This is a genomic window from Bacillus sp. FSL W8-0519, from assembly GCF_038005585.1.
Classification (GTDB): domain Bacteria; phylum Bacillota; class Bacilli; order Bacillales; family Bacillaceae_G; genus Bacillus_A; species Bacillus_A paranthracis.
This window is the reverse complement of record NZ_JBBOTL010000001.1, coordinates 2,531,585-2,556,156: the sequence shown is the minus strand read 5'-3', so window position 1 is coordinate 2,556,156 and position 24,572 is coordinate 2,531,585. Positions and strand designations below refer to the sequence as shown.

The window sequence follows — 24,572 nt, the reverse complement described above, 5'->3', positions numbered from 1 at the left end:
AATTATATAGAAAATAAAAAATATAGGAGCTATATGTATGGAAAAAGTATTTACTAATTATAAATATTATCTAAAAAATTGGAGATTTATATTTATTTGTATATTACCTGCTGCTGCTTTATTATATACACTTGATGTTACCTTTGAACTACTGTTTCATCAAAATTTCTATTTGTCTAATTTAATAATTGCTGTCATTTTATTTTTAATATTTATTAACGTAAAAGATAAATTTAAAATCAAAAGTTAAAGAAAGCTATAATTGAAATGAAACCGTTGTAGAGCTACATTTTTCATAAAAAATAAGGGCACCCTGCTATTGGAAGCCCTAAAGTGATTAGAGGTTTTTTCTGAGTATTGATTCGGACACGAAGATCTTGTCCTACTATTTACTATATGCTTGTACTTATTTTATTGTGCATATATTAAATATCATATCTAGCTACTTCATATATCCATTGTACAATTATCATATACATAAAAAAACATCCTCCTGGATGTTTTTTATGTACACATTTTTAAGCTTCCATAAATTTAGCCGGTACACCGATTTTTTCAACTACAGAAGATATATTAGTAGGATTAATCATTACATTTTCAATACTAACTAATTTATTTTCTAGTAGCCCATTCTCTGTAGTAATAAGTTCTTCAAACCGAGCTAAAGTCATCGAGAATTTGTGTTCACTTCCACCATTCATACTGACTTTTACGTACTTCATAGTGTCACCCGCCTTTCATAATAATCTATAATTCGGTAAAAAGGCACTTACATCCTTTTATTTACTCCTAGATTTTTCACTTTTACATTTGCCAATTCACGTTTATATTATTTTGAAGAAAACAACCACTATTTTATGTTCACGCTATAATTGCTAATAAGAATGATAAAGATAAAAATACACAAAGTGGTATATATAAAGCAGTATCCATTCTAGCAAATTGGGTATCTTTTTTTCGCTTAAAAATACCAAAATAATGAAACTCACCAATTACTCTTATGAAAAATACAATCATACACACCCAGGATCCCACTCGAACAATAATATTAGGAAATGCAAAATGAACAATATTTGTTTGTTGTAATAAAATCATCGCTGCCATACTTAATAATAACGCAATGAGCAATGTCATTCCTGCACCTGGTGTAAACGCCTTTTTTCCCATTTTTGTTGGAATAACACTATTTGTCGCCCACTTACCTCCAAAAGCCCAGTAAACATGTAAAAAGCTAACTAAAAATAATATACAGACAGAAATATATGTAATAATAAGCATTTTGTCCTCCCATTATTTTATTTAACTCCTTAACTTTAAGGTATGCTATAAAGTGAAACTTTAATCAGTGGGGGTCTTACTGCCCATTAAAGCGGGATACATTTCTCATTAGCAATCAATATGTAATTACAAAAAAGCCTTCAATGATAACTCATTAAAGGCTTACTAAAGTTTCTTATGCATTATACCTATTTCTACGACGTTCCATCCTTGTTTGTCCTTGAACAGTACCTTCTTTATATTGATGTATTTGCTCTTTCAGTTCATATGTTGCAGCTGGAGCCGGTTCTTCGTAATTATGCTCACGTATTTTTTCTGGCGTTTTTCGTTTTGATACTTTTCCACCAAACTTAAATAATTGCATCCTAAATTTCGGTAATCTTGGAAGTGGAATCTTAAAGGATAATTTTTTCTGTTTCTTTTTTTGTTTAAATAGATTTATATTTTCTTTATTATCATTTTTCTCTCTGCGGTGAATTAACATCGCAAGTAATCCACCTAATATCAGTCCACCAACTAAAAGCATGATATATTTGAAATTGCTTGTCATTAAACTAGACATACGTTCAAGTATGACTAACGACTGTACTTCTTTCATATCCCATATTAAAGCGGCCCATAATGCGAATAAACCGAAAGTAAGTCCATATGTACGAAAACGAAATAAACATGGAATTAAAGCGATACAAGCGGCAATTTTCGCATTCGCTATTATTGAACTAGTTGAAATATCTTGATGCCAAATGACTAACAATAGTGTAATAAATGGTGCATACGCTATCCAACTACATATACGTGAATATATTTTTTTCGCAAAATAACTACCGAAACTAGTAAAAAATAAAAGGCCTCCAATATATAAAGATTGTTCTAGCGGGATTTGCTTTAAAATTCCTGCAACTGGAAAGAGGCCGCTCAATAGCATTAATAGCACATCTAATTTCTTCACAATTCCTCATTCCTTTCAAATTTCTTTTGAGTTAATACATATTGCTTTTCCATATGATGTAGTTTTTTATTTCTAAAAAACATCTTAATCCTGTATGGAAATAAAGTAAATATGTAAAAGAGAAGATACATGACAAAAGATATCCTTATTTACATGAAAAAATGACAAATCCTGACCTATATAATGAACAGGATTTGTCTATTATTATTTAAATTAGAATAATTGAATCTTTCTTTTCTATTTTTATAATATCTACATCCAATTCATCATCAAACTCTTTAAACTCTCTTGCATCTATATCCGTCATATCACGAATGATTTTATAAGCATTTCGCATAAGTGTGATTTCATTAACTAAAGCTATTTTCAAAGACGACATATCAGCGATAATTTACGTCTATTCCGAATAGGTGTTAGCAAGTTCGTTTGCAAACTTGTTAGCACTTTTTTATATTTCTTCTATTACATACACCTTCGCAAGAACATCATATTTAGCAGCTAACTCTTCCAATTTCTTTTCTCTATATTTCGTCACTGTAAAAAAATGAATCACTGGCATTTTCCCGTTATGCTTCTGTTTATAAATTTGGGTAAACTCTTCATATTTTTTTATCTTCTCTTCATTCACTTTCATTTTCTGCGAGCGATCTACCTCAACTGCATGAAGTATATTTTCTTCATCCCGAAACTTCACATCCGGAACTATTTTCTTTTTCTCTTTATTCTTTATATAACGTATATCCGTTTCAATCTGCCAGTTATCTGGACAAAATAAATGTAACCACGCTTCATTCCGTAATAACGCATGCGCAAGCTTCCCTCTCGAAACAACCTTACCATCATCACCAAACATCGCGTGCCCTTCGTTATTGAGATAATACACATATTCTTTCCCTTGCATGGTTTTACTCACGTATGGTTTTAAATCCCAAAATACGGTTTGCATTACGTATACCACCCATATTATGCACACTCATTAAATGTCTTCTCGTTGCAAACTGAAGCTTCCTAATCGTCGCAAGTATCGCCATCTGACGGTTGATTTTCATATGGCTCTGGATGTTCATGTTTTTCCACCTCATATTCTTTTAGATGTTTCCACATAACTATGTCATCGATATACGGCACTTGCAGTACGGTGAAGCTTTCCTTCATATATATAGCTCTTCCTGGAATAGATGGTAGTTGTTCTAATCCGGACTGATCGATTACAACCTCTGATGCGGTACGAGTCGGTAAACGGAAGCCGAGTTTCGCGTTCGCCATCTGTTTTACTACCCTTGGCAATGTATCTCCTGTAGGATATTGCGTACAGAAGACAATACGAAACCCAAGTGCCCCTCCAACACGCGCAATATGACTAATCATGTATTGGCACTCTTCCAGCATTTTATTATGAGCTCTCGGTAGCCCTTTTGCAGGTGCAAGTACTGCTCCTTCATCCACTACAATGAAATACCGGTCCTTTTCTTTCGTGTGAACAATATTCTTGATACCACGTTCTTTCATGTACTTCCCACGTTCATGCATTTTTTCCATCACTTTCAGCAGCATGCCGTGTGCTTGCTCTGAAGTTTCTACGATTTGTTCGACTTGTTTCAGTTTTTTATATTCACTAAATTCAAGTCCTTCTTCTTTTAAATCAATCAAATAAAAATGAGCATGATCAGGATTTGCTAATGATAAGGAAGCGAACATATTTTTAAGGAAGACTGTTTTCCCCATACGAATTAATCCCCCTACAGCCATATGCGGTGTTTCATCGAAATCATGATAAACAATTGTTTCTAAACTCTGGCCAACTGGAATACGCCATTTCCCTTTCGTTACTAAATCCATTGACCATGACCAGTTCTTCGGTATTTCTCTACGGAACACACGGATGTTCAATTTATAATTATCGTACTGGATACGTACTGGTTTATTTAGCCCTTCTGAAACTACATCCTCAACCTTCTGTATGATTTTACTCGGCATACCAAGCGGTAAAGTATATACATAAGTCGTACTACGATCATCATCAATTTGTTTTTGGAACTTTGGATATTGCAATTTGTCTTCATTATTTCTTTTAATCGCAATTCCAGCCACCTCAAAAAACACCTGTATTTTTCTCTTATCATCATTTTTACTTTTGAACTTTTCACCGAATAATGCCACTGTCAAACCTGCAGCTGGAACGAGTAATAATTCAATCAATTACCACCGTTTGATCTCCCAAGCTCTATGATTACAAGTGAATTTCATTACGACAGTAGTAGCTGGATAAACAGTTCACCGTTGCTACTAAAATCTGTATCTAAAGAAGCTCAAAATCTAATTACTAAAATAAACAAGAATTATAATGAAGATTTCAAATACGAAAGCGTATATATCAGCGGCGGCCAGATGGGCGATGGTGAAAGGGTAGAATTACTTTCCTCTAATCCTAATTTAGGAAAGATTTATGATTATGGACAAGGGCAACTCTATTTAGTAGGTGAGAATGAAAATGATTTCATGATTACATTTATAATTGATAAAGCTACTGTAGAGTTAGCAAAAAATTGGATTACTTTAATAAATCCAGATTTAAATCTAGATAAAGAAATTAACGATATTGTTGCATTGCCTTTCAAAAATTCAGGGGAGCGAGATTATCACGCATATTTAGATAAGGGTAACTACAAAATGGAGTTAGGCACAATGCCTGCATCAAATGGTTATGAAAGAATAGACATAAGTGTTAAAAGAAAATAATTGATAGAAATAAAAAAGAGCCGCCCAACAGGACGGCTCTTTTTTATTTCACATACACATACGCTTTATTTACAATTAAGCAGATTTTAGTTCACATAAATATTATTATACTAATCTAAAATTTCCGTATTTACATTTTTTTCTTTTTATCTCATAATTTTAATTGGGAAAGGGAGGAAAAAAATGGTTCAAATCAAAGTAACACCTGAAATGCTAGAAGAAGTGGCTAATCGTGCAAATAATACCAGAATCGCATTAGAATCTATACATAATAATTTATGTAACGAAATAGATCAATTGTGTTTTCAGTGGATTGGTGCCTCTAATCAACAGTTCATTCAAATGTTCAATGATGCGAGACCAAAAGCTTTTACATCTATCAATTCACTTGTAAAAGTAGAAGAAGACTTGAAACGGATTGCTGAAAAATTCCGCAATGCAGATAATCAAGATGTTACAATGGAAGAAGGTGCAATGTGTGGTAAACCTTCCTCTGAAGAAAAAGGTTTTGATGGCGGTAAACTAGCTCGAGATATAGCCGGTGAAATAAGTGGTGAGTATGATATTAAAAGAGCGTGGGATGGTGTTGATCCATCTACTGGTGAAAAACTATCAACCTGGGATAGAATCTTTGCGGGTGGGATGGCAGTAGCTGGTCTTACACCAGTCGGGAAACTTGCTAAAGTGGGAAAAGGCGTTAAGATGACGCATGCTGCAATAGAAAGTAAAAACCTTTTACGAGGAGAAGATTACTTAAAAGCAGCAACAAGACCAAATGGTATCGGTAAACCACATATTGGTGAGAACGGAAACCTAATCCCAGCAAATAAAGAAGGGATGTATAAAGGCCGACAAGTAACTGTAACTGAACATATCTTAGGTGGATATCGCAGAGGAGCAAAACATAATAGTCCTTATACTAGTTTCTCGATAAAACCTGAGGTTGCAAGTAATTATGGTAAAAATATTATTGATATTGATTTACCTGCTCTAAGAAAGGGGATTAGGGACGGTGAAGTAAAAGATGTTGCTATTTTAAGCCCTAAGCAAATAGAGCGTTTAATAAAGCAAGATTCCGCCACTACAGATCACTGGAAAAATCTCGCTTTAAATTGGACTAAAAGAGATACTGAATACCTTATTAGAGGAGAAATTCCTAGTAAATATTTTAACATTAAGAAATGAGAGGGATATTCGCTATGAAACTATACTTTAAAGATATACATTTAGGAGACATTTCAAATGTAAATGGTGATGGTTTTTGGATGTATGGAAATATTAATTTCACTAATAACATTTCTGATTTCAAAGAGTTTCTTAACAAAATGGTAGATGAAAATAATCCGCCTTTAGATGATGTAAATCCAATCCTATTGGATGAAAATAATTGGTTTGTATCTAAAAATAATCAATTAGAGGGAATTGGAATACCTGCCGTCTACTTTGATTCAAATGAAATAGAATGGCGTTGGAGATAAATAAAAAGGTTCTCAGTTAAGAGAACCTTTTTCACTTCACATATACATAGGTTTCATTTGCTATTACATAGTAAATCTCACTTAACTTCATACCACCCAAGAGTATGAAAGGATTGATCATTAATGAATATTCTAGAAAAATTAAACGATTCCTTCACTTTAGAAGCTCAGGAATCACCAGCGAGTAAAGAGGCCATTCAAGAATTACAAAAGTTCTCATCAATAGATGTACCATTAGATTATTTAGAAGTAATCCAAAATTGTACAAACGCAGAGATTAATGTACAAAATGAACTTTACATACGTATTTGGGGCCCTACTGATTGCATAGAGATGAATAAAGCACATGATATTCAAAAATATATACCAAATTCACTGGCAATCGGTGATGATGAAGGCGGAAAAGCATTATTATATGGAGATGGAAAAGAAGGATTCGGATTATATACAGTGGATTTTGGAGATTTAGATATTGAAGAAGCAATTAAAATAGCTCCTTCATTAAAAGCATTGTTAATAGATGGTGTCGGAGTAGAGGAATTGTTGTCATAGTTAATAAAATAACAGCCGAATCATTTATATCGAGTCGGCTGTTATTTTTGATTAAGCTATCCTTTTGTTTTACTTCAAATACTCATACCACCAATCTCTACGATCAAGGTACTCCTTCATCGCATTTAATTGAGCATCTGAAGTTGGATCAGAAATAAAATATGCTAATCCATCAGGTTGTAAAATGAACTTAGCTGTCATTTTTAACGATGTCAATGCTCCCATAACATCTTCAATATACTCTCTTGAAAATGCTCCTGATTGGATGATATTTAGTTTAGTTGTTTGAACTTGCTCTTGCACTGCTCCAGTAAACCAAGAAAGCAGCTTTCCTCCTATCAATTGATTTAAATCACAATTACCGATACCAGGTACATTTCCTGTTTCCATGTACGCCAAAAATCGCAAGGATATGCTGGCTTATTACCAACATATTACCAACTTTCTTAGCACCTCAACAGTATAACTCATCGATAAAGGCTTATATGCCGGCTCTCATATCCTCCATGGATTTGTCTATTATTATTTAAAGTAGAATAATTGAATCTTTCTTTTCTATTTTTATAATATCTACATCCAATTCATCATCAAACTCTTTAAACTCTCTTGCATCTATATCCGTCATATAGCTCTTTATTACTTTCGCCATATGCATGGAATATGGCATGTGTATATTCTTTTCCAAAAGCATACTTGAATTACAGCACATGTAATGTACCATTTTGGCAATATAGTTCCTTTCAACAGCTTTTACACCTAGAGGTAATATTTCAAGTATATATCGATGCAATGTTTCACTATCATTACACAGATACTCACCAGTGCTATAATACATTCCCTTTTGATCTATATATAAACTCGTACTATCTAATACGTCATCACATTCTATCACACCGTATTTGGGTACATCAAAAGATGTATTTATTCTTACAGCATTTAAGTTTGGAACCTTTAGCACATCTGGAACAATGTCAGGGAAAGTATCTATATCAATTTTTTCATTTTGTAACTCTTTTATCCAATGTTTTCTTACATTCGCATCTATAATGAAGTATACTTGCTCATTTTGCTCTTTTGCAGGTTGTAAAATTTCCGCTAATGTTTCAGAAACAAATTGTTTAAATTGAATGCCCATATCATTTCTTTTTGAAGGCTGCGGTAAAAAAGTGTTATGTTTATCTACATTTAATAATAAACGATCAATCGTTTGCCACTCTATATTCCCATATAATTTATATGAAATTTCTTTTCCTTTTATTTTTGAAAAAATGGGTAAGAAATCAAATTTCGAGATTCGTTCAATTGATAAATTAACATATGTACAAGGTAAATTTATCTTATTCCAACTACGTTTTAAAAATCCTTTTTGTTCTAATAAACTCAAAATACCATTTATAATCGTTTTACGAGACACACTTTGGCCTATAAATAAATTAATAAATGCTGAAATACGGTTTGTTCGTGCAAATCCTTCTCTAACAATTTGCTTTGGATCAATTTTTTCACGTCCATCACAATTTTTCATTGCAATTAACGCCAATGTCGCATCATTACGCTTACCTGCAGTAGCATAAACCGCTTTCATAACATCCTCTACTAAATTCGTTTTATACTTCTGGCAATATTGCATCTTATATGGATTTTGCAATACTTTTTCAATATTACATCTTACTATTTTTAACAACACTGGAGAATCTGCATTTAATATATATGATGACTCACTGATTTGAGCTAACACCATTTCACTTTCAAATAATGCTTGTTCTACTTCCAGCGATATTTTTTCAGACCATATTTCTAGCGTTATAGTCTCTAATCCTTTTGGTGCAATTAAAGGGAATACTTCTTTCCTATTGCCTGTTTCAATCTTTTTACATTCTGGTAGTAATGTGAAATAAGAAAATTTTTGCTGAAACCCTTTAAATAGATACTCTCTTTCTTTTGCTTTTATACCAGATCTTATTTTAGTACCTTGAACTTTATATATTCTCTCATTGTATGGAAGAAGTACCCTAAGATTTGCTCCTAGCATATAATCTTTCGGATATTGAAGAATATGATCTAATTCAACTTCTCCACCTATACGAAAATCATCTTTTAAATTTCTAAATATCTTAATCCATTTGATGCCGTTTGTAGCCTGCTGAACTTTTAGTTTTACAAATCGTAATTTCTTATTATTCAATGCAAATTCTGGAGTAGAAATTAATATCATGCCCCGTTTTCGTCTTAATAGCAAAGGGATGTCTGGATGGTTATATTCTTGATAAAATCTCCGAATTCCTATTGAAACATTTAATAATGGAATGTTCTCTCCTCCGCGCGTTATATATTCGAACCGAAATACATAGGCGAAATAGTCTTGTGTTTTTTCATCTTTAATAGGCTCTGACATCGCCTCACAAATATTTTGTGATCTAAGAGGAGAAAAATATATATCTTCTTCATTTATATTTTCTAATTGTACAGGACGTTCACAAAAAATATGTGAAATTAAAGCGGGCACCCATTTAGAATATACTTCCTTATCATGTAGTACTGTTAAATTAGAAATTAAATCGTAATGCCATTCATATTTTGGCGATCCTATTAATTTATTAGGTTTCCAATCATGAATAATCTCATACCAACTTTGAAAAATATAATCAAGTTGTTCTTTTCTAATAGGTTCTTTACATACAATCCATGGTGTATTTTCATTTAGTACATATGGATTATGCTGAATAAATAATATATCAGAAAACATATCATATAATCTTTCATTTAATCGTTTCAACTTACTCGTTAATAAAAATGTCTTATAATGTATCTCTACAATATCAAGCCATTCAATAGGAAAATATATAAATGATACGCTTTCGTTTAAAAGAGGTTCTATTATATTTTCAAATGTTAACAACTTTAATTTTCCCATAAAATGATTACTTCCTTTCTTCATTTTTCTTGATCTCAAAAAAAACTAAAGTATCATCACATAATTTAATTATTTAAAAGAGAAGCAACTACTGCTTATCCGACTTATATATTAATGACATGACTCTGATAAAAGTTAAAAGAAATTTTCATACATATCCCTCCTTTTATATAATAAACACAATATATTAAAATTATACAATATTAGTAACGTATTGTATTTGGGATTTACAATAATTTTACAAAAGATTATAAAAGAGGTATTGACCATACATATGTATATCAAATCCTCTTTTCACTATCCTATATATACACGATATAGGTCATAATAAAAAACAAATATAAAAAAGATAAAAGAAGTATTGATATAAAAGGAATAAAGGAGTATTTTTAAAATAGCCCAATATACAATTTAATGGACAAAATAGAAGTAATGAAATAAGATAGAGATAGATACTATTTAAGAGAAAAGATAATAGTAAAAGTAATCATATTAAACAAAAATAAAAGAGAGTACATAGGGAGAATTTCTTTTATGAATAAGGGGAAGTGAATGAAGTAATGGATTATAAATTTGTAAGTAAAGAAACTACTGTAAATGAAATGATTAGAGGGAAAATGAGAAATATAAAAGTGATTACAATAGGTGTACTAGAGGAAAGTACAGGTATTGTATATCCACACCCTATATCAGAATTCATAAAAAGACAGTATGAGTTTTATGGAAAATCATTAAACAGTTCGGATGCACCTGCAAGGGTAGTATGTCGCTTCTTGAATTTTTGTTTACGAAAGATTGAAGAAGGACATGAAGAGTTTATTGATTTGAAAGATAAGGGAATCAATGGATTAGAACGTAAACATGGTAGTCAATATTTAACACATTGTTCTTTAGAGGGATTGCAAAAAACAACAGTAGAACAGTATGAAAAATATCTTTCTAGACTGTATGTATTTTTGAAGAAAATGAATTGGATAGAAGAAGCTTTTCCTTTAGAGGAGAAAAAGAATTTTAATGGTGATAAAAAGGCTTATCATTCAGTATTTAGAGACCCAAGTCTAGGAACAAGATTCCCTTCGAGAAATACTAGTAAAAGAAAAGTGGCTAAGTTGAAAGATTTTGGAGAAGACCGAAATCAATTAACAACACACTTTATTCGAACAGCTATGAATGTTGCAGAAGATATAGCTCTAGGATTATGTTTTCAATTTTATGGCGGATTGAGAAGAGGGGAAGTTGTTAATGTTTCTAGAGGGGATTTGATTGTAAGCGAAGGCGAATCAATGGAAGTACAAATAAGGGATAATCGTAACAATTTCTTTTCTCGTCTAAAGGATACAAAAACAGAGAATCCAAAGAGGCTTAACTATTTACAAACAGATATGTGTCGGCAAACGATTTTAGATAATGATCTTGTTTGGGAAGTCTATCGAAAACATAAAAAAAGACTAGATTACATGATTAAGAGTGGGAAGTGTAAGAATCCGAGTGCTTTGTTCCTTGACGGTGACGGAGAAACAATGTCAGGGAAAGTGTATGATCGACGTTTTCAGAAAGTGAAAAAGGCATTTTTAGATTCATTAATGGGGCATAAGGATTATAATCTTTTAGCAGATACGTTTTGGTCAACGCATATCGGTCGAGGAGTCTTTACGAACATGTTAATTGATATGGGATTCACTCCAACGCAATTAGCCATAGCGCGTGGTGATCGAAGCCTAACTTCGGCTATGGAATACATTGACCAAACGCTTACAACGCAGCAAATAGAACAAGCTGTAAACGATTTTAAAAAGTATCCAACAGAAAAATTAGGGATTATTGATTATGACCATGTGAAAAAATGGAAAAAAACGCTATAAGGTGGGGGAACTGGTGGGGCAAGAATGGATTATAAAATCACAAGTAATCGAATGTGGAAAATACAGAAAGATTTCAACATATAATAATGGTTTTAAGCGTTGGGTTGAAGAGGGACACTTAACCGCAAAAGAAGGAAAAGCAAGTAATGGACACTCCGCAACCTTTTTAAATGTAAATGAATTAAATAATTTGATAGTGAAAATAGAAGAAATAGAAGAGGGTTATTTAAACGAAAAAGAAACTATGCAGAGTTTTGGTTTAAAAGAAACATTTACAGGAAAGAGTGTTGGGGGTCGAAAAAGAATAGCTGAACTTATTGCTTTTTGTGATTCTGCAAAAATTGAGTACAAGTACTATGAAAAGGGTTTTAATAAATATTTTTTATATGTGAATAAGAAGCAATTGTTTTACTTTTTCGAAACTCATATAAAAAGTGAAGAGTTAGCAAAAAAATATAATATAAATTTTAAACAATTTGATGTTGTAGAAAAACAAAATAATTTTAAGAGAATACGATTTACTAAATATATATGGTTCTATCGTATAGAGGACGCTAAATACTTTGAGATTTATGATACAAACCTAGATGATTATTATACATTAGAGGAAACGTTCGACATTCTTGGGATGAGTAGACATGAACTTCGGTCTATTACTAAGGAAGAAGGGATAGAACCAATTAAAATGAACAGTATGAAAATTTACTATTCGAAAGAAGATGTAAAAAAGATTACTGAAAAGGTAGAAGAAATGAAAGAAAAGTATTGTTCTCCAAAAGAAATTAAAGAAAAATTTGATATGCAAGTTAAACATGCGGAAATTTTCACACCGATAAAAACAAATGCCATTATGAGACATGTTTTTGGGACGATAGGGAAATATGTTTACTCGGTGGATGAAGTGCAAGAATATAAAAAGAAAATTGATATGCAAGATCAAATAAACAGAATACTTTTAAAAGAAACACCAATAAGAGCATTTGAAAAGTGGTTAGCATTGAAAGAAATTTCATTTTCTAACAATAGTCAATACACTGAACGAGAATGGTATGCACACTGTAAAGAAAAATTAATGTTGGCTACAAGAAGTCGAAAATCTATGAGGTGTTTAATAAGAGATTTTGTTGATTGCACAGAATATTTATCAAACTTGACACTAGAAAAAGAATTATATTCGTTAACTTCTAATGAAATCAACTTAAAATTGTTTAACCATTCAATAGGTGTAGTAAAACAAGAGCGGTTATATGCTTTTTTAAGAGAATTTCATGCGAAATTAAGTGTATATACAAAGAAAAAAGAAGAACGAAAAAAAACATTTGATATAGATAAGGTTATTAATCCTAGTCAGTATGAATCTGAGGAGCGTACAAAAGAAGTATATGAGTATGACGAGTACATAAAAGTATACAAGTATGTCCAAAAAGAGGAACATAAGCATAAAGCGATTTCTGATGCAGAAAAGATTATAAATGGCGATGATGAAAAAAGAATAACTTATTACGCTTCTGCTTGGTTATATGTACTGGCACATATGGGAAATGCCTGGCGACATGGGGATATAATGGACATACCGATGGTTGATTTCGAATCAGTTGGTATTAATTCTCTAGATACATTAAAAGTAAGAGATTTGACAAAAGAAGAAGCAAATTCAATCATTAACCAAATCAAACGAAAAAAATTGATAGTGAATAAAACTGGGGTAACCAATCGTTTCAATTGTCCAGAGGAATTGGTTATTCCATTTGCTACAGCAGTTATTATCTGTTCGATTATTGCTAAAGAACGGACAAGTCTTATCATTTCTGCAAATACTACTGATGCAAGAATCATAGATTTTGGTATACAAGTTGATGACAAGTTCGGTCAAAAGGCTCACAAAGCTTTCTTTGATAATTTTGAAATCAAAGGATTTCAATTTCAAAACCGAAAAATGAATCGCACAGTATTAGTATTAATATACATGGTTCTTGTAAAGAAAGGGAAAGGTAGCGCAGCTTTAGAAATGGCTCAAAGATTACGAGCACATGAGAATTTTGAAACTACTAACATCTATCTGGTGATTCCACAGAATGAACTCGATGCATTAAGTGAAAGTTTGTTTAACCGCAAAAATTTTGGCTACATTCCTGATTTAATGGCTGATATTTTACTTGGGTATACCGAAGATAGAGAGAGAAGAACACAAGAAATAGTAGCAATCAATACAACGTTTGGTGGCATTCATAAACTCGAATCAACGTCTGGATTTATGAATAGGGTTTTAACCGAAAGAAAAAAAGTAGCGGATCAAATTTTCAACATGGGTATAGATAAAGTTACAGATTTAATGTTTGATTTGGAAGTCAATGCTCTTACGAGCAATGAAGAAAATTACCAATGTCTTGTTTCTCCAAACTGTCAAAAACCACATTTGGAATCTTGTAAGGATTGCCCATTCGCTATTCCAAACTTTTATTCACTCTCTTCTCTCGTAGAAGGTTTTAAAACGTCCATTTTGGAGTTTGTTAAAGATTTCGACCCAAATACCTTTGACGGTGAAAAAACGCGTCTTATGAACGTGTTATATAAAGATTTAGACCATGTAGAACGTGCCATGCAAAAGTTTGGGGAAGAGGAAGTATTTCATTTCTTCGAAAGAGGAAAAGAAGAATATAACGAATTAGTAGATTTGATTGGGGAAGTACAAACAAAAACGGGTGAAGATTTTGAAGCGTACCTAACATACAATCCAATTTATTTATCGTAGTGTAGGGGGAACTAGTATGTCCGTAACGGATACAGTAAAAGAAATAGAACTTGATATAGATGTTTTCTCTGATGAAGGATTTAATATAAAACAAAGTGTTATTGAGGCTAAAGAAATTATACAAAAACTTGTAGAAGAAAATCGTTGGCTTCAAGGGGAATTTGAAGACGATCATTGGGTAGTTAATACGGTTTTGTATAGTGAGATGTCTAATCATTATAAATTTAATGCTTTTGATTCCGCACAATTTAATCATAAATTGCCACAAGAGTTTAAAACTATCATAAAGTGCTGGATTATTAATCTTATTGATCGACATAAAACAATGGCAATTCATTGCTTGATTCATTTGACGAAAGGTTACGAAGTAACCAACGGTTTCAAAGCAATCGAGGTAGAAACTCTTATGAATTATCTTGAATATGGGGGATACAGCCATAATTATAGACGAGAGATTGTAAGTACGTTGTGTAATTTTTTTGATTATAGTGATTTAGAAATAGCAGATGATTACCTTCCTGCTCTTGTAGAACTAAAAGATAAAATGCCTAGACAAAAAAGTAATATAAGAGTATTGCCACCTTCACAGTATGTATTATCTTTTTCGTATTACTTGGAAAAACATTTTGAAACATTGATGGAAAGCTTTATCGATAAAGAAAAATTTGATAAGGAATTACTTATGGTATATCCACTCGCAATATGGTGGAGGTTAACAACAATCATTCCAATGCGTGCTTCGGAGTTTTGTTTGATAAAACGAGATTGTTTAAGTGTAGATAAAGATAAATATTATCTACACTTGCCGAGAACGAAACAGAATACAAAGAGAGTACAAATTATGGATAAAGTGTTAATAGATGAAGAAATGTATCAATTAATTAGTCGTTATATTGATTTAACGAATCAATATGGTAAAACAGATACTTTGATTTCATTTCGTTCAATTATGAGTGTGGAAAACGATAATCGTGGGTATATGCAAAAAAATACAAGTCAATTCAATAGACAAAATCTAGAAACGTTAATTCCTAGTTTTTATAGAACAATAGAACAAGTATATGATTTTAAAGTAGAACCAGAACATCAGCTTCGACCTAACGATACACGACATTTGGCTTTTATGTCATTGATGATGCAAGGGTATAGTCCTGTGGAAATCGCACGTTTAGGAGGACACAAAACAATTCAAACACAATTGCATTACTCTAACCATAAAGAGTACTGGGTGGATTGTGAAGTGTTTAAGCTAATGAAAAAAGTAAAAAACACTAGTCTCTCAACAGTGTCAGCGGGTACTATTCCTGATGAAGTAAAGCTGAAAGTATATGGAAACGAAGGAACGTATAAACAAAAAATGAACATAGGATTTTGTAAAGACGAAGAACAAAAATGTGAATCCAAACGTTGTTATTTCTGTTCTCATTGGGGAATTGAACTAGAAGAGTATTTGGAAAAGAAAGACACAATCCAAAAGGAAATACTTGAAATGAGAAACAACGTAAATGAAATGACAGCAGCCTTACAAAACCTAAATAAACAATTTCTACAAGACGAATTATCAAGAAGAAATCCAGAAATGTTAACGAAGATAAAAACGAAAGCAAATGCTATCCAGAGCGATATATACAAAATGGCATTACTAAGTTCTAAATTAGAAGAAATGGACGGAGGGAGAATGTCACATGACTAAAAGAGTGGGCCGTAAATCAAAATTAACTGAGGAAGAAGTACGAAAAGTAATCTTGATGTTTAGAGAGAATATACAAGGTATGGGGAATATCAGTTATTCAGAGATTCACCGTTATGCGAATGAACTTCATGAACAAGGAGTCATATCAGCTTCTACCTCTGATGCATTTTGGAGAAAAGAAGGTCGTCTCGGTCGAATTGAAGTAGAAAAAGCAAATGAGGTTTTTAGTGAAACGGTAACTGTTTCCAACGGAAAAGAAGTAAAAGTGCCAAACGTAGTTGATTTGGTCAATAAAAGATATAAAGATAAAGATGATCTGTTAAAGCATTTACTCTTCATGGAAAAGCAATTTCATGAGTCGCTAGATAGAGAGAAGAAATTACAGAAAGACTTATCTAAGTTACAAGAAAGTCATGACAAGGCAAAAGAAGATTTGAAGAAAGAAAAAGAAAGTAAGGACAAGCTACAAGGTGTGGTATACAGACTGTATAGAACGCTAATGGGACATTCTAACGAAGAAGTGGATAAAAAGGTGGACTATGCCATGAAAACGGCGTTTAAGGACCCTACGGCTTTCTTAGAGACGTTTAAAGAGAAGGAAGAGGTACAAGAAGGGCCGAAGGTTCTGTCAATCGATAAGAAGCCAGTAAAGTCTTCGTTTGCAAGCAAGTTTCGTAAATAGGATTAAAAGTAACAAAATAACAAATTAAATTATTAATAATATTAAAACAACTGAATTTAATTATAGAAAGAAGCCTACTCGCTTATATGAGTAGGCTTTAGTATTTATTTTGAGAATTTTTTTGGAACTTTAGAGCTACATTTACAAGAACAATTAATACAGGGACTTCTACTAATGGACCAATAACTGCCGTAAAAGCCGCACTTGAATGAATGCCAAATACCAGACTGCAACAGCGATAGCTAATTCAAAGTTATTACTTGCTACTGTGAATGATAAGAAGTTGCAACAGGATAACTTGTTCCCATTTAATAGGATAATGTTATTAAATCATTATTTAAAACGGTTAAAGGGAAATGTAATTATATTTTAGAATTAAATCAATGAAGGATGCATGTTGGAATATATTATATCAAAAGGTTAAGAGGATGAACCTAAATAATCAGTTTGGAGGAGAAAATGAAAAAATTGTTCTTCGCTGTGATTCTATTTTTGATTGTTATTACTGCCTTCGGTTGTTCAAATAATAAAAGCTATAGTTCCAAGGAAGCAATAAAAAGAGGTGACATTGTGTATCAACAAAGCAAAGTTGCTAATTTAACAAGATTTGAACAGTTCTTAACAAACCTCTCTAATAAAAAAGAAGATACGATACGAGTGACAAGCTATACACATGAAGGAGACCCCATATTTCAAGATTTGCAATTTAATGGGAAAGTCTTGAAATATACTCACGACAATTCAAACGATGCGTATGCTGGAAACGATAAAGGTATAGAAAAAGATGTTTGCACAGAAATAATTAAGAAGGAAAATGAACAAGGTCAAGTGGATTTCTTTGTAAGTGGTTGTGCAAAACAGCAGGATTCCTTTCTTTTCCGTGTAGAAAAAAGTAAATTAAAACATGATTGAGTAATGATATAAGAAATGATATTACGCAATAGAAAAACATCTGACGCATAGGCAGATGTTTTTCTTACTATATATTTATTATTTTATTTACAGCACTCTGATTTATTATCAGTGTTGTTAGAAGTTGAATCATTCTTTTCTTCTTTTACTTCCTCAATTTTAATACTGCAACAATCTTTTTCTTTGCTCTGAAATAGTTTTTTAAAGATACTCATGGTAATTCCTCCTCTGTTTTATATGAAATAAAATAAAAATCCTGAAAGTGTTGCCATACTCATTACTGAAAGAATAAATGCTACGACTAATTTCTTTTTGAAAATACTGTTTAGCAATGTTATCTCTGGTAAACTTGCACCCGCAGAACTAATCATTAATGCCATAACTGGACCTAATGCCATTCCTTTTGCAATCATGATTTGCGAGATTGGAATCATCGTAGAAAGACGAATATATAATGGGATACCAATAATAGCAGCAATCGGAACAAGCCACCAATTATCACCTCCTAAATAGTTTGTAATCCATTCAGTAGGTACAGCTCCGTGAATAACAGCTCCAATTAGTGCACCAAAGATTAGGTAAGGATATACTGTCTTCATTAATTGAAACACTTCAACAAAAGCATTTTTTAAGCTAAATGATTGCGTTTTTTCTTCATATCCACTCATAATTACCTGTTTGACTTCTTTTTCGAATCCTAATTTTTCAAGTGTGTAGCCAATGATAATGGATAATAGGGATGTAATGACCGTATATGTAAGCGTCACTTTTACACCTAGCGTTGCAGTCATAAGTGTTAATATCGTTGGATCAAGGACTGGTGAAGAAAACAGAAATACCATAACTGTTCCAAATCGAATTTTTTTGTTTAATAAGTTCACAACAATTGGAATCGTTGAACAAGAACAAAATGGTGTAATAAAAGCAAATACGATAGCAATGAAAGAACTGTATAGAAAGTTTGATTTAGAGAGCAATACGTCTAGCTTGTCGTATGGCAAAAAGCTTTGAATGACTTGAATAAAGAATGAAATACCAACAAATAAGAGAGTTAGTTCAAGTGCGATAGAAAAGAAATCGCGAAGAATGGTTTCCCACATGTTAATTCCCCCTTTTAAAATAGTTGCATTTTGCAAGTATTAGTTTAAAATAAAGAGCAAAATACTTTGCTCAAGCAAGTGGCTTACAGCAAACATCAGTATCTTGCATTGCGTTGTTTAACAACTGAATAGAATTTAATATCATATCTTTTTCAAATGGACTCATTTTTGAGAACACTTCATTTAAATATTGATTCATTTGTTCATTGATTGTAGCAACAGCAAATGTTCCTTCTGTGGTTAGGGATAAAGTATGAATTCTTCGGTCTTGTGAAGAAGGCGTTTTTGTAACAAATTTCTCTTTCACAAGTGTTTGGATTTGTCTGCTAAATGTTGTAATATCCATGCCTAGAGTTTCTGATACGGTTTGCATAGAGGGTTGATCACGTTTGCTAATTTCATATAAGATGTGGCTTTGAACAAGTGAAATCTCTACCCCGCCAATACTACAACAGTTTTTATTTAAAAAACCAAAACGTCTTGCGAATACTTGAAATAGTTCTCTTGCATCATTCATTACGAATTCCTCCTTTGCTATATTTATACTATACAATAATATTTGCAAAATGCAACTATTTTCCTTTATAATTTTCTTATAAATTTGAAAAAGGGGTATGAATATGGAGATAAGGAAGTGTCAAAGTACTGATATTGAAGCAATCACACGCATTTATAACCAAGGAATAAAAGATCGAATTGCTACATTAGAAGAAAATGAGAAGACTATTCATGATATGGAAGAGTGGTTTGTAAATCGTGGAGAACGATATGCCGTATTAGTGGCGGAAATGAAAGGAGAAATTGTAGGGTGGGTGTCTTTAAACCCCTATTCTCACCGTTGTGCGTATAACGGTGTTGCTGATTTATCTATTTACATTGACCGAGAGCAACGAGGAAAAGGGATAGGAAAACGGCTATTACAAAAGATTGAAGAGGTTGCTGTACAAAATACATTTTATAAAATTGTTTTGTTTACATTTCCTTTTAATGCATTAGGTCAAAGTTTATATCGTTCTATGGGTTATCGTGAAGTAGGTGTTTTTGAAAATCAAGGTAAGTTAGACGGAGAATTTGTTGATGTTATGGCAATGGAAAAAAATATTGATTTATAAAAAGAAAAAATGCCTTCGAATTAAATTATTCGGAGGCATTTTAATATTAGTATCCTAGTTCTTTTTTTAATCTAGCTGTTTTTTCTTTGAGGACTTTTAGTTTGTCTTCAAATACTTGTTGTTCTTGTTTTCGTTGTTCGCGTCGTAGTTTTACATACTCTGAAATGGGGATTGTTTTTAATTCAATTCCTTCATCCTCGTCTTCTTCTAGAAAATTGTCCTCTTCATTAAGAGACATAAAAAGTCCCTCCTAGTCATGCAGGACGACCAACCCAGTAACAGTATATGCGTTACCAGTAAAAAGTGTCCCAGTGTTAATGCAGGACCTCCACAGTACACATTATATGTGTTACCAATAAAGAGTATCCTAACAAAATACAGGATGCCCAGTCCAATAATAGTATATGTGTATTTGTACTTAAAAGTGAGTTGAAAATAGAGGTTTTAGAAGGCGTTAATAATTCATTTCGACCAATAGGTGTTGGGCGAAATGTAAATAACCTATGAGGCACAAGGGGAAATTAAAAGTGACCAAGAAAAAACGTACCTATAATGTTTCATTACCTTTTTCGCTTCTTTATTCACTGACCACTGCTCTAATGTATAAGTCATTTCCCAAAATGAATATTCATATTGGCTGCTAATAATAAAATGCTGTTTCACTGCGGTACGTACCATCTTTCTGTACGTTTCTTTTTAATTCTCGTGCAATAGAGGAGTGATGTCGCTTCAGAATGGCACCAATTTCTCTCGTTGAATGACCTAATTTATGAAGTGCTTCTAGTTATCCACATTCAAACGTAGTAACATGGGAATAGCCCATACTCGTCCTCCGTGTAAGTAAGTGGGGTGGTAACTTCTACTTTACACGAAGCGAGGTGAGTTTTTTGTTTTTTTAGGTGTCGCACTTAATAATACAATTCGTCAAATTAAAAAAAGACGCACTTAGATTGATGCGTCTTTTTACGATACTTCTTTTGTTAAATCATATACATAAGTATGATTCATACCTGTAAATAGCAATACCTCTTCTCTTTACCCTATTACGTTTTTCTCTTCTGTACTTATCGGCCACTTTTCTAAAGTATAAGCCATTTCCCAAAATGAATATTCATATTGACTGCTAATAATAAAATGTTGTTTCATTCGTTTACGGTCTGCCTCTGTTACTTGTTCAGCGATAGTATCTAACCTTGTAATTTGCTCTTCAACTAATGTTCGGAACCAATCAGATCCATAAGCAGAAATCCATTCGTTATAAATCGGCTCTTCTGGCTTACACTCTTTTAAACGCTCACCAATTTCATAATACAACCAATAGCAAGGTAAAATTGCTGCAATAATATCGCCTAAATGTCCTTCATACGCAGCACGATACATATGTGAAGTGTACGCATATGCAGTTGGAGCAGGGATAAAATTATCTTTTTCTTCTTGTGTTATCCCTAATTTCTTCGCAAAATTCTCATGTAAAGATAATTCCGCTTCATATGTATTTTGAGCATGGTGTGCCATACGAGCTGTCGTTTCTAATTCTAGTGCTTTTGCAGCTCCTAAAGTTTGTACTCTAGCAAAGTGACTTAAATAATACGAATCTTGAAGCACATAATAGCGAAAACTAGCTAAATTTAACGTTCCTTCACCAAGTTTTTTTACAAAAGGATGATGAAAACTAGCTTCCCAAATTGAGTCTACTTCTTTACGTAATGATTGTGAAAAAGTCATGTAAATCCCTCCAATTATGTATGAAATTTAAGTATTTACCCACCATTATTAAATCTGTAAAACAAAAAAACTTTCTTTACAGGCGTAAAGAAAGTGAAATTGACAGTATTTATACATGAAACAGCAATGTCTTTCCCACTTCCCTACGCTGGCATTAACCAGATCAGGTACTAAGAGTCTCAAATTCCAATTTGATCTCAGCCTATAATAGGCCCCCCTAGTGGATAAAATATTTAATTTTCGTATTGTATTCATCATAACATACTTCATGTAACTGTCAAAAGTTATTCATGATACCACTACTTAAAATCCTTCGTCTTTTCTTACTCTTAATGAAGTTTCAATAATCATATCTAATAGTTTACTATATTCAATTCCCGCTGCAGCTGCACTTTTTGGTAGTAAACTCGCTTGCGTCATCCCTGGTAATGTATTAATCTCCATTACATATGGAATACCATCCTTCACCATCATATCCACCCTTGCATAAACGCTGCATTTTAATGCTTTATAGCAAGCCAGTGACGCTTTGTTTACACGTTCCTTAAGTTCAGCTGGAAGTTCAATAACTTCTTCAATTGTACTAGTATCATCATATTTCGCATTGTAATCAAAGAACTCAGCCGCATGTCGAATTGAAATGATAGGTAACTGTTTTCCATCAAAAATGGAACATGTAATCTCATCACCTTTAATATACTTTTCTATTACTACTTCAGAATCCCATTCGAACACAGTTTCCAGCATTGAAATTAGTTCGTCTTTATCATAGACAATCTTTACCCCCACACTCGAACCACCAGAGTTTGGTTTTACCACTAATGGAAATCCTAACTTATCTAATTCATCAACATTTAGATCCTCCATTTTTGTAAGTTCAATCCAATCTGGTGTTTCTATTCCTTCATAACGTAAAATCTTTTTTGACATGTTTTTGTCCATACATATACCACTAGATAACATATTACTTCCGCTATAAGGAATACCTAAACTTTCAAGCGTTCCTTGAACAGTTCCATCTTCTCCGTATTTTCCGTGTAATGCGAGCAGCGCAAAATCAATGTCTTTCGCTTTTTCGATTAAATCCATTTTTTCATTTAATGTAATTGGGACAATTTCATATTTATTTTTATCTAAATTTGCAATCATTTCATTTCCAGTCATAATGGATACTTGTTTTTCAGAGGATACTCCTCCCATAATAACGCCAATTCTCATTTCCTCAACTCCAAATTTCGTTTTTTATCCCGCATTAACGAGCAGTAAGACCCCCACCTCAAAATTCAGCGGAAGCAATGCAGTTAGGTGGGGGATCAACTGCCCGTAAAAGCCCGATTGGTGAGGGCTAATAATCAGTGGGGAATGAACACCCCCCCACTGATTAAAGTTTCACTTTATTGTATCACCGATTATTTTGATTCCCCGAACTATTTCTTCTTCTTTCAAACGTGAAAATCCTAATCGAAACGTGTTCGCTCCTCCTCCATCAGAATAAAACACATCTCCAGGAGAAAAAGTAACCCCTTGCTCATAACACTTTTGCAAAAGTGTGCGGGCATGAATTTTTTCTTCTAACTCTATAAATAAATGAAGTCCACCATCACCGGTCATTCTTTGAAACGGAATGTACTCGTTACACGCCCCAACAGCTAACTCATATTTTTTCTTATAAACAGACCTTGCCTTTTTTAAATATTTTTCAAAATATCCTTCATGTAAATATTGAAATAGGACAGCTTGATCTAAAGTAGATGTGTGAATAGTTCTTGCTCTTTTCACACTTTCTAAATAATGAATTAGTTCTTTATCTGCAATGATCCAACCTACACGCAAGCCAGGGAAAAGTACCTTTGAAAAGCTACTAATATAAATCACATTATTACCAGCACCAGCAAAAGTTAATAATGGTGCTAAATGTGAACCTGAATAACGTAACTCTTCATTAAATCCATCTTCTATAATAGGAATCTTATATTTTGAAAATAATCTCATCAGTTCCGTTCTTTTCTCTGAACTCGTCACAATGCCGGTTGGATTATGATAGGAAGGAATTAAATACGCAAAATCAAACTCTTTTTCACGCAAGCTTTTTTCAACTTGATTCGTATCAATACCATCTTCATTCATATCAATACCATGAACTTCAAGGCCATGTAAGCGGAATAGCTTCAGCGCAGCATGGTGAGTTGGATTCTCACAAATAACTCGACCTGATTTCTTTGATAACGAGGATAGAACAATATCTAACCCTTCAGTAAATCCATTTGTAATTAAAATATCTTTGTTCGAAATATCTACACCTTTCATTTCCATATAATGAAGTAGATATTTCATTAACGGTCTATAGCCTTTTGCGTATCCGTAATTTAATACGACATCACCTTCAATGGACATACGAGTAAGAAAAGCTCTTTTGAAATTTTCCACATCAAATAGCTTTTCGTCCGGAGCAATACTGTTAAAAACAATCATTTCTTTTTCCCAACGAACACCATGTTTCATTAAATCTAATTCATCCGCTAATAAAGTAACTGTATTAAGTTTATTTTTCCAATCTATTTCAACAGACGAAGTGTTCGATATATCAACCTTCGCAACAAAATTCCCTTTTCCTTTAACTGCATAAATGAGCCCTTCTTGCTCTAAATCTGCATAAGCAGCGAGTACAGTGTTTCTGCTTACACTAAGTAATTCACTTAGTTCCCTTGTTGAAGGAATTTTTTGATCCCCGAGCAAATGCCCTTTCATAATCATCTTCTTTAAATAATCTTTTAATTGAATATAAACGGGACGATCTTTCACAACTTTAAAATCTTTAAACAAT

The 24,572-nt window shown here is 32.7% G+C and carries 24 protein-coding genes, 4 pseudogenes and 1 riboswitch; of the genes and pseudogenes, 11 read left to right on the top strand and 17 right to left on the bottom strand.

Going from position 1 to position 24,572, the window contains the following annotated elements:
* The first annotated feature begins 37 nt into the window (after positions 1 to 37).
* Positions 38 to 250: a hypothetical protein gene (locus NST14_RS13365; protein WP_000416572.1), complete on the top strand. Its 213-nt coding sequence runs from the start codon at positions 38 to 40 to the stop codon at positions 248 to 250.
* Positions 251 to 518: 268 nt separating this feature from the next.
* Here NST14_RS13365 and NST14_RS13360 read toward each other — a convergent pair whose 3' ends face one another.
* From NST14_RS13360 to NST14_RS13335, 6 genes and pseudogenes are all read right to left on the bottom strand, one after another.
* Positions 519 to 722 (bottom strand): hypothetical protein, encoded by a 204-nt coding sequence (locus NST14_RS13360; protein ID WP_000878365.1) that lies wholly within the window; start codon positions 720 to 722, stop codon positions 519 to 521.
* A gap of 139 nt (positions 723 to 861) precedes the next feature.
* Positions 862 to 1,278 carry a DUF3995 domain-containing protein gene (locus NST14_RS13355; RefSeq protein ID WP_000905588.1) on the bottom strand — a complete coding sequence of 139 codons (417 nt, stop codon included), beginning with the start codon at positions 1,276 to 1,278 and terminating at the stop codon, positions 862 to 864.
* Positions 1,279 to 1,453: 175 nt separating this feature from the next.
* Positions 1,454 to 2,227 carry a DUF3959 family protein gene (locus tag NST14_RS13350; RefSeq protein WP_000732208.1) on the bottom strand — a complete coding sequence of 258 codons (774 nt, stop codon included), beginning with the start codon at positions 2,225 to 2,227 and terminating at the stop codon, positions 1,454 to 1,456.
* Between the two features lie 208 nt (positions 2,228 to 2,435).
* Positions 2,436 to 2,564, bottom strand: a complete 129-nt coding sequence (locus tag NST14_RS13345; RefSeq protein WP_255256521.1) for a hypothetical protein — start codon at positions 2,562 to 2,564, stop codon at positions 2,436 to 2,438.
* A gap of 111 nt (positions 2,565 to 2,675) precedes the next feature.
* A pseudogene (locus NST14_RS13340) lies at positions 2,676 to 3,204 on the bottom strand (replication-relaxation family protein).
* Between the two features lie 31 nt (positions 3,205 to 3,235).
* Complete coding sequence (locus NST14_RS13335) at positions 3,236 to 4,426, bottom strand: FtsK/SpoIIIE domain-containing protein (protein WP_000571535.1); 1,191 nt, start codon at positions 4,424 to 4,426, stop codon at positions 3,236 to 3,238.
* A 27-nt stretch (positions 4,427 to 4,453) separates the two neighbouring features.
* Between NST14_RS13335 and NST14_RS13330 the strand changes: the two genes are divergently transcribed.
* The 4 genes from NST14_RS13330 (at position 4,454) to NST14_RS13315 (ending at position 6,996) form a co-directional block, all read left to right on the top strand.
* Complete coding sequence (locus NST14_RS13330) at positions 4,454 to 4,966, top strand: hypothetical protein (RefSeq protein ID WP_227494869.1); 513 nt, start codon at positions 4,454 to 4,456, stop codon at positions 4,964 to 4,966.
* Positions 4,967 to 5,149: 183 nt separating this feature from the next.
* Complete coding sequence (locus tag NST14_RS13325) at positions 5,150 to 6,151, top strand: WXG100 family type VII secretion target (protein ID WP_000249924.1); 1,002 nt, start codon at positions 5,150 to 5,152, stop codon at positions 6,149 to 6,151.
* A 14-nt stretch (positions 6,152 to 6,165) separates the two neighbouring features.
* Positions 6,166 to 6,444 carry a hypothetical protein gene (locus NST14_RS13320; RefSeq protein ID WP_001997557.1) on the top strand — a complete coding sequence of 93 codons (279 nt, stop codon included), beginning with the start codon at positions 6,166 to 6,168 and terminating at the stop codon, positions 6,442 to 6,444.
* A gap of 123 nt (positions 6,445 to 6,567) precedes the next feature.
* Positions 6,568 to 6,996 carry an SMI1/KNR4 family protein gene (locus tag NST14_RS13315; protein WP_001022908.1) on the top strand — a complete coding sequence of 143 codons (429 nt, stop codon included), beginning with the start codon at positions 6,568 to 6,570 and terminating at the stop codon, positions 6,994 to 6,996.
* A 69-nt stretch (positions 6,997 to 7,065) separates the two neighbouring features.
* Here the strand turns inward: NST14_RS13315 and NST14_RS13310 are convergent.
* Both NST14_RS13310 and NST14_RS13305 read right to left on the bottom strand, forming a co-directional pair.
* Positions 7,066 to 7,430: pseudogene (locus NST14_RS13310) on the bottom strand (N-acetylmuramoyl-L-alanine amidase C-terminal domain-containing protein); the annotation flags it as partial.
* A 92-nt stretch (positions 7,431 to 7,522) separates the two neighbouring features.
* Positions 7,523 to 9,910: an RNaseH domain-containing protein gene (locus NST14_RS13305; protein WP_048557859.1), complete on the bottom strand. Its 2,388-nt coding sequence runs from the start codon at positions 9,908 to 9,910 to the stop codon at positions 7,523 to 7,525.
* Between the two features lie 560 nt (positions 9,911 to 10,470).
* Between NST14_RS13305 and NST14_RS13300 the strand changes: the two genes are divergently transcribed.
* The 4 genes from NST14_RS13300 to NST14_RS13285 are packed head-to-tail and all read left to right on the top strand — an operon-like array spanning position 10,471 to position 16,899.
* On the top strand, positions 10,471 to 11,772 hold the full coding sequence (locus NST14_RS13300; RefSeq protein ID WP_086720001.1) for a site-specific integrase: 1,302 nt from the start codon (positions 10,471 to 10,473) through the stop codon (positions 11,770 to 11,772).
* A gap of 13 nt (positions 11,773 to 11,785) precedes the next feature.
* A complete protein-coding gene (locus tag NST14_RS13295; protein WP_086719999.1) occupies positions 11,786 to 14,524 on the top strand; it encodes a MerR family transcriptional regulator in 2,739 nt (912 codons plus the stop codon).
* Positions 14,525 to 14,540: 16 nt separating this feature from the next.
* Complete coding sequence (locus NST14_RS13290; RefSeq protein WP_229142864.1) at positions 14,541 to 16,217, top strand: site-specific integrase; 1,677 nt, start codon at positions 14,541 to 14,543, stop codon at positions 16,215 to 16,217.
* The gene (locus tag NST14_RS13285) at positions 16,210 to 16,899 is read left to right on the top strand and encodes a hypothetical protein (RefSeq protein ID WP_086719995.1); all 690 of its coding nucleotides are present in this window, start codon (positions 16,210 to 16,212) and stop codon (positions 16,897 to 16,899) included. The genes NST14_RS13290 and NST14_RS13285 overlap by 8 nt, the downstream gene beginning before the upstream one ends.
* A gap of 97 nt (positions 16,900 to 16,996) precedes the next feature.
* Here the strand turns inward: NST14_RS13285 and NST14_RS13280 are convergent.
* Positions 16,997 to 17,178 (bottom strand): annotated as a pseudogene (locus NST14_RS13280) (arsenic resistance protein); the annotation flags it as partial.
* Between the two features lie 180 nt (positions 17,179 to 17,358).
* Here NST14_RS13280 and NST14_RS13275 point away from each other — a divergent pair.
* On the top strand, positions 17,359 to 17,811 hold the full coding sequence (locus NST14_RS13275; RefSeq protein ID WP_086719993.1) for a DUF4362 domain-containing protein: 453 nt from the start codon (positions 17,359 to 17,361) through the stop codon (positions 17,809 to 17,811).
* Positions 17,812 to 17,894: 83 nt separating this feature from the next.
* Here the strand turns inward: NST14_RS13275 and NST14_RS13270 are convergent, their stop codons facing one another.
* The 3 genes from NST14_RS13270 to NST14_RS13260 form a co-directional block, all read right to left on the bottom strand.
* Entirely contained in the window at positions 17,895 to 18,026 is a 132-nt protein-coding gene (locus NST14_RS13270) for a hypothetical protein (protein WP_088883293.1), read from the bottom strand.
* Positions 18,027 to 18,044: 18 nt separating this feature from the next.
* Positions 18,045 to 18,911: a permease gene (locus NST14_RS13265; protein ID WP_086719991.1), complete on the bottom strand. Its 867-nt coding sequence runs from the start codon at positions 18,909 to 18,911 to the stop codon at positions 18,045 to 18,047.
* A gap of 70 nt (positions 18,912 to 18,981) precedes the next feature.
* Entirely contained in the window at positions 18,982 to 19,428 is a 447-nt protein-coding gene (locus tag NST14_RS13260) for a MarR family winged helix-turn-helix transcriptional regulator (RefSeq protein ID WP_086719989.1), read from the bottom strand.
* A gap of 103 nt (positions 19,429 to 19,531) precedes the next feature.
* On the opposite strand from NST14_RS13260, the gene NST14_RS13255 reads away from it, so the two are divergent.
* On the top strand, positions 19,532 to 20,023 hold the full coding sequence (locus NST14_RS13255) for an arsinothricin resistance N-acetyltransferase ArsN1 family A (RefSeq protein ID WP_176359724.1): 492 nt from the start codon (positions 19,532 to 19,534) through the stop codon (positions 20,021 to 20,023).
* Between the two features lie 46 nt (positions 20,024 to 20,069).
* Here the strand turns inward: NST14_RS13255 and NST14_RS13250 are convergent, their stop codons facing one another.
* The 5 genes and pseudogenes from NST14_RS13250 to pdxR all read right to left on the bottom strand — a co-directional run bounded on the left by NST14_RS13250 (position 20,070) and on the right by pdxR (position 24,571).
* A complete protein-coding gene (locus NST14_RS13250) occupies positions 20,070 to 20,261 on the bottom strand; it encodes a hypothetical protein (RefSeq protein WP_086719986.1) in 192 nt (63 codons plus the stop codon).
* A 414-nt stretch (positions 20,262 to 20,675) separates the two neighbouring features.
* Positions 20,676 to 20,846: pseudogene (locus NST14_RS13245) on the bottom strand (helix-turn-helix domain-containing protein); the annotation flags it as partial.
* Positions 20,847 to 21,058: 212 nt separating this feature from the next.
* Complete coding sequence (tenA, locus tag NST14_RS13240; protein WP_000144503.1) at positions 21,059 to 21,748, bottom strand: thiaminase II; 690 nt, start codon at positions 21,746 to 21,748, stop codon at positions 21,059 to 21,061.
* 123 nt (positions 21,749 to 21,871) lie between these two features.
* Positions 21,872 to 21,977: riboswitch (TPP riboswitch) on the bottom strand.
* A gap of 74 nt (positions 21,978 to 22,051) precedes the next feature.
* On the bottom strand, positions 22,052 to 22,966 hold the full coding sequence (gene ddlB / locus NST14_RS13235) for a D-alanine--D-alanine ligase (RefSeq protein WP_001219732.1): 915 nt from the start codon (positions 22,964 to 22,966) through the stop codon (positions 22,052 to 22,054).
* A 171-nt stretch (positions 22,967 to 23,137) separates the two neighbouring features.
* Complete coding sequence (pdxR, locus tag NST14_RS13230; protein ID WP_000471615.1) at positions 23,138 to 24,571, bottom strand: MocR-like pyridoxine biosynthesis transcription factor PdxR; 1,434 nt, start codon at positions 24,569 to 24,571, stop codon at positions 23,138 to 23,140.
* Position 24,572: the final 1 nt, after the last annotated feature.

Coding starts and splice junctions, on each gene's coding strand:
- NST14_RS13365 (WP_000416572.1), top strand. CDS start 38: ATGGAAAAAGTATTTACTAATTATAAATATTATCTAAAAAATTGGAGA.
- NST14_RS13360 (WP_000878365.1), bottom strand. CDS start 722: ATGAAGTACGTAAAAGTCAGTATGAATGGTGGAAGTGAACACAAATTC.
- NST14_RS13355 (WP_000905588.1), bottom strand. CDS start 1,278: ATGCTTATTATTACATATATTTCTGTCTGTATATTATTTTTAGTTAGC.
- NST14_RS13345 (WP_255256521.1), bottom strand. CDS start 2,564: ATGCGAAATGCTTATAAAATCATTCGTGATATGACGGATATAGATGCA.
- NST14_RS13330 (WP_227494869.1), top strand. CDS start 4,454: ATGATTACAAGTGAATTTCATTACGACAGTAGTAGCTGGATAAACAGT.
- NST14_RS13325 (WP_000249924.1), top strand. CDS start 5,150: ATGGTTCAAATCAAAGTAACACCTGAAATGCTAGAAGAAGTGGCTAAT.
- NST14_RS13320 (WP_001997557.1), top strand. CDS start 6,166: ATGAAACTATACTTTAAAGATATACATTTAGGAGACATTTCAAATGTA.
- NST14_RS13315 (WP_001022908.1), top strand. CDS start 6,568: ATGAATATTCTAGAAAAATTAAACGATTCCTTCACTTTAGAAGCTCAG.
- NST14_RS13305 (WP_048557859.1), bottom strand. CDS start 9,910: ATGGGAAAATTAAAGTTGTTAACATTTGAAAATATAATAGAACCTCTT.
- NST14_RS13300 (WP_086720001.1), top strand. CDS start 10,471: ATGGATTATAAATTTGTAAGTAAAGAAACTACTGTAAATGAAATGATT.
- NST14_RS13290 (WP_229142864.1), top strand. CDS start 14,541: ATGTCCGTAACGGATACAGTAAAAGAAATAGAACTTGATATAGATGTT.
- NST14_RS13285 (WP_086719995.1), top strand. CDS start 16,210: ATGACTAAAAGAGTGGGCCGTAAATCAAAATTAACTGAGGAAGAAGTA.
- NST14_RS13275 (WP_086719993.1), top strand. CDS start 17,359: ATGAAAAAATTGTTCTTCGCTGTGATTCTATTTTTGATTGTTATTACT.
- NST14_RS13270 (WP_088883293.1), bottom strand. CDS start 18,026: ATGAGTATCTTTAAAAAACTATTTCAGAGCAAAGAAAAAGATTGTTGC.
- NST14_RS13265 (WP_086719991.1), bottom strand. CDS start 18,911: ATGTGGGAAACCATTCTTCGCGATTTCTTTTCTATCGCACTTGAACTA.
- NST14_RS13260 (WP_086719989.1), bottom strand. CDS start 19,428: ATGAATGATGCAAGAGAACTATTTCAAGTATTCGCAAGACGTTTTGGT.
- NST14_RS13255 (WP_176359724.1), top strand. CDS start 19,532: ATGGAGATAAGGAAGTGTCAAAGTACTGATATTGAAGCAATCACACGC.
- NST14_RS13250 (WP_086719986.1), bottom strand. CDS start 20,261: ATGTCTCTTAATGAAGAGGACAATTTTCTAGAAGAAGACGAGGATGAA.
- tenA (WP_000144503.1), bottom strand. CDS start 21,748: ATGACTTTTTCACAATCATTACGTAAAGAAGTAGACTCAATTTGGGAA.
- ddlB (WP_001219732.1), bottom strand. CDS start 22,966: ATGAGAATTGGCGTTATTATGGGAGGAGTATCCTCTGAAAAACAAGTA.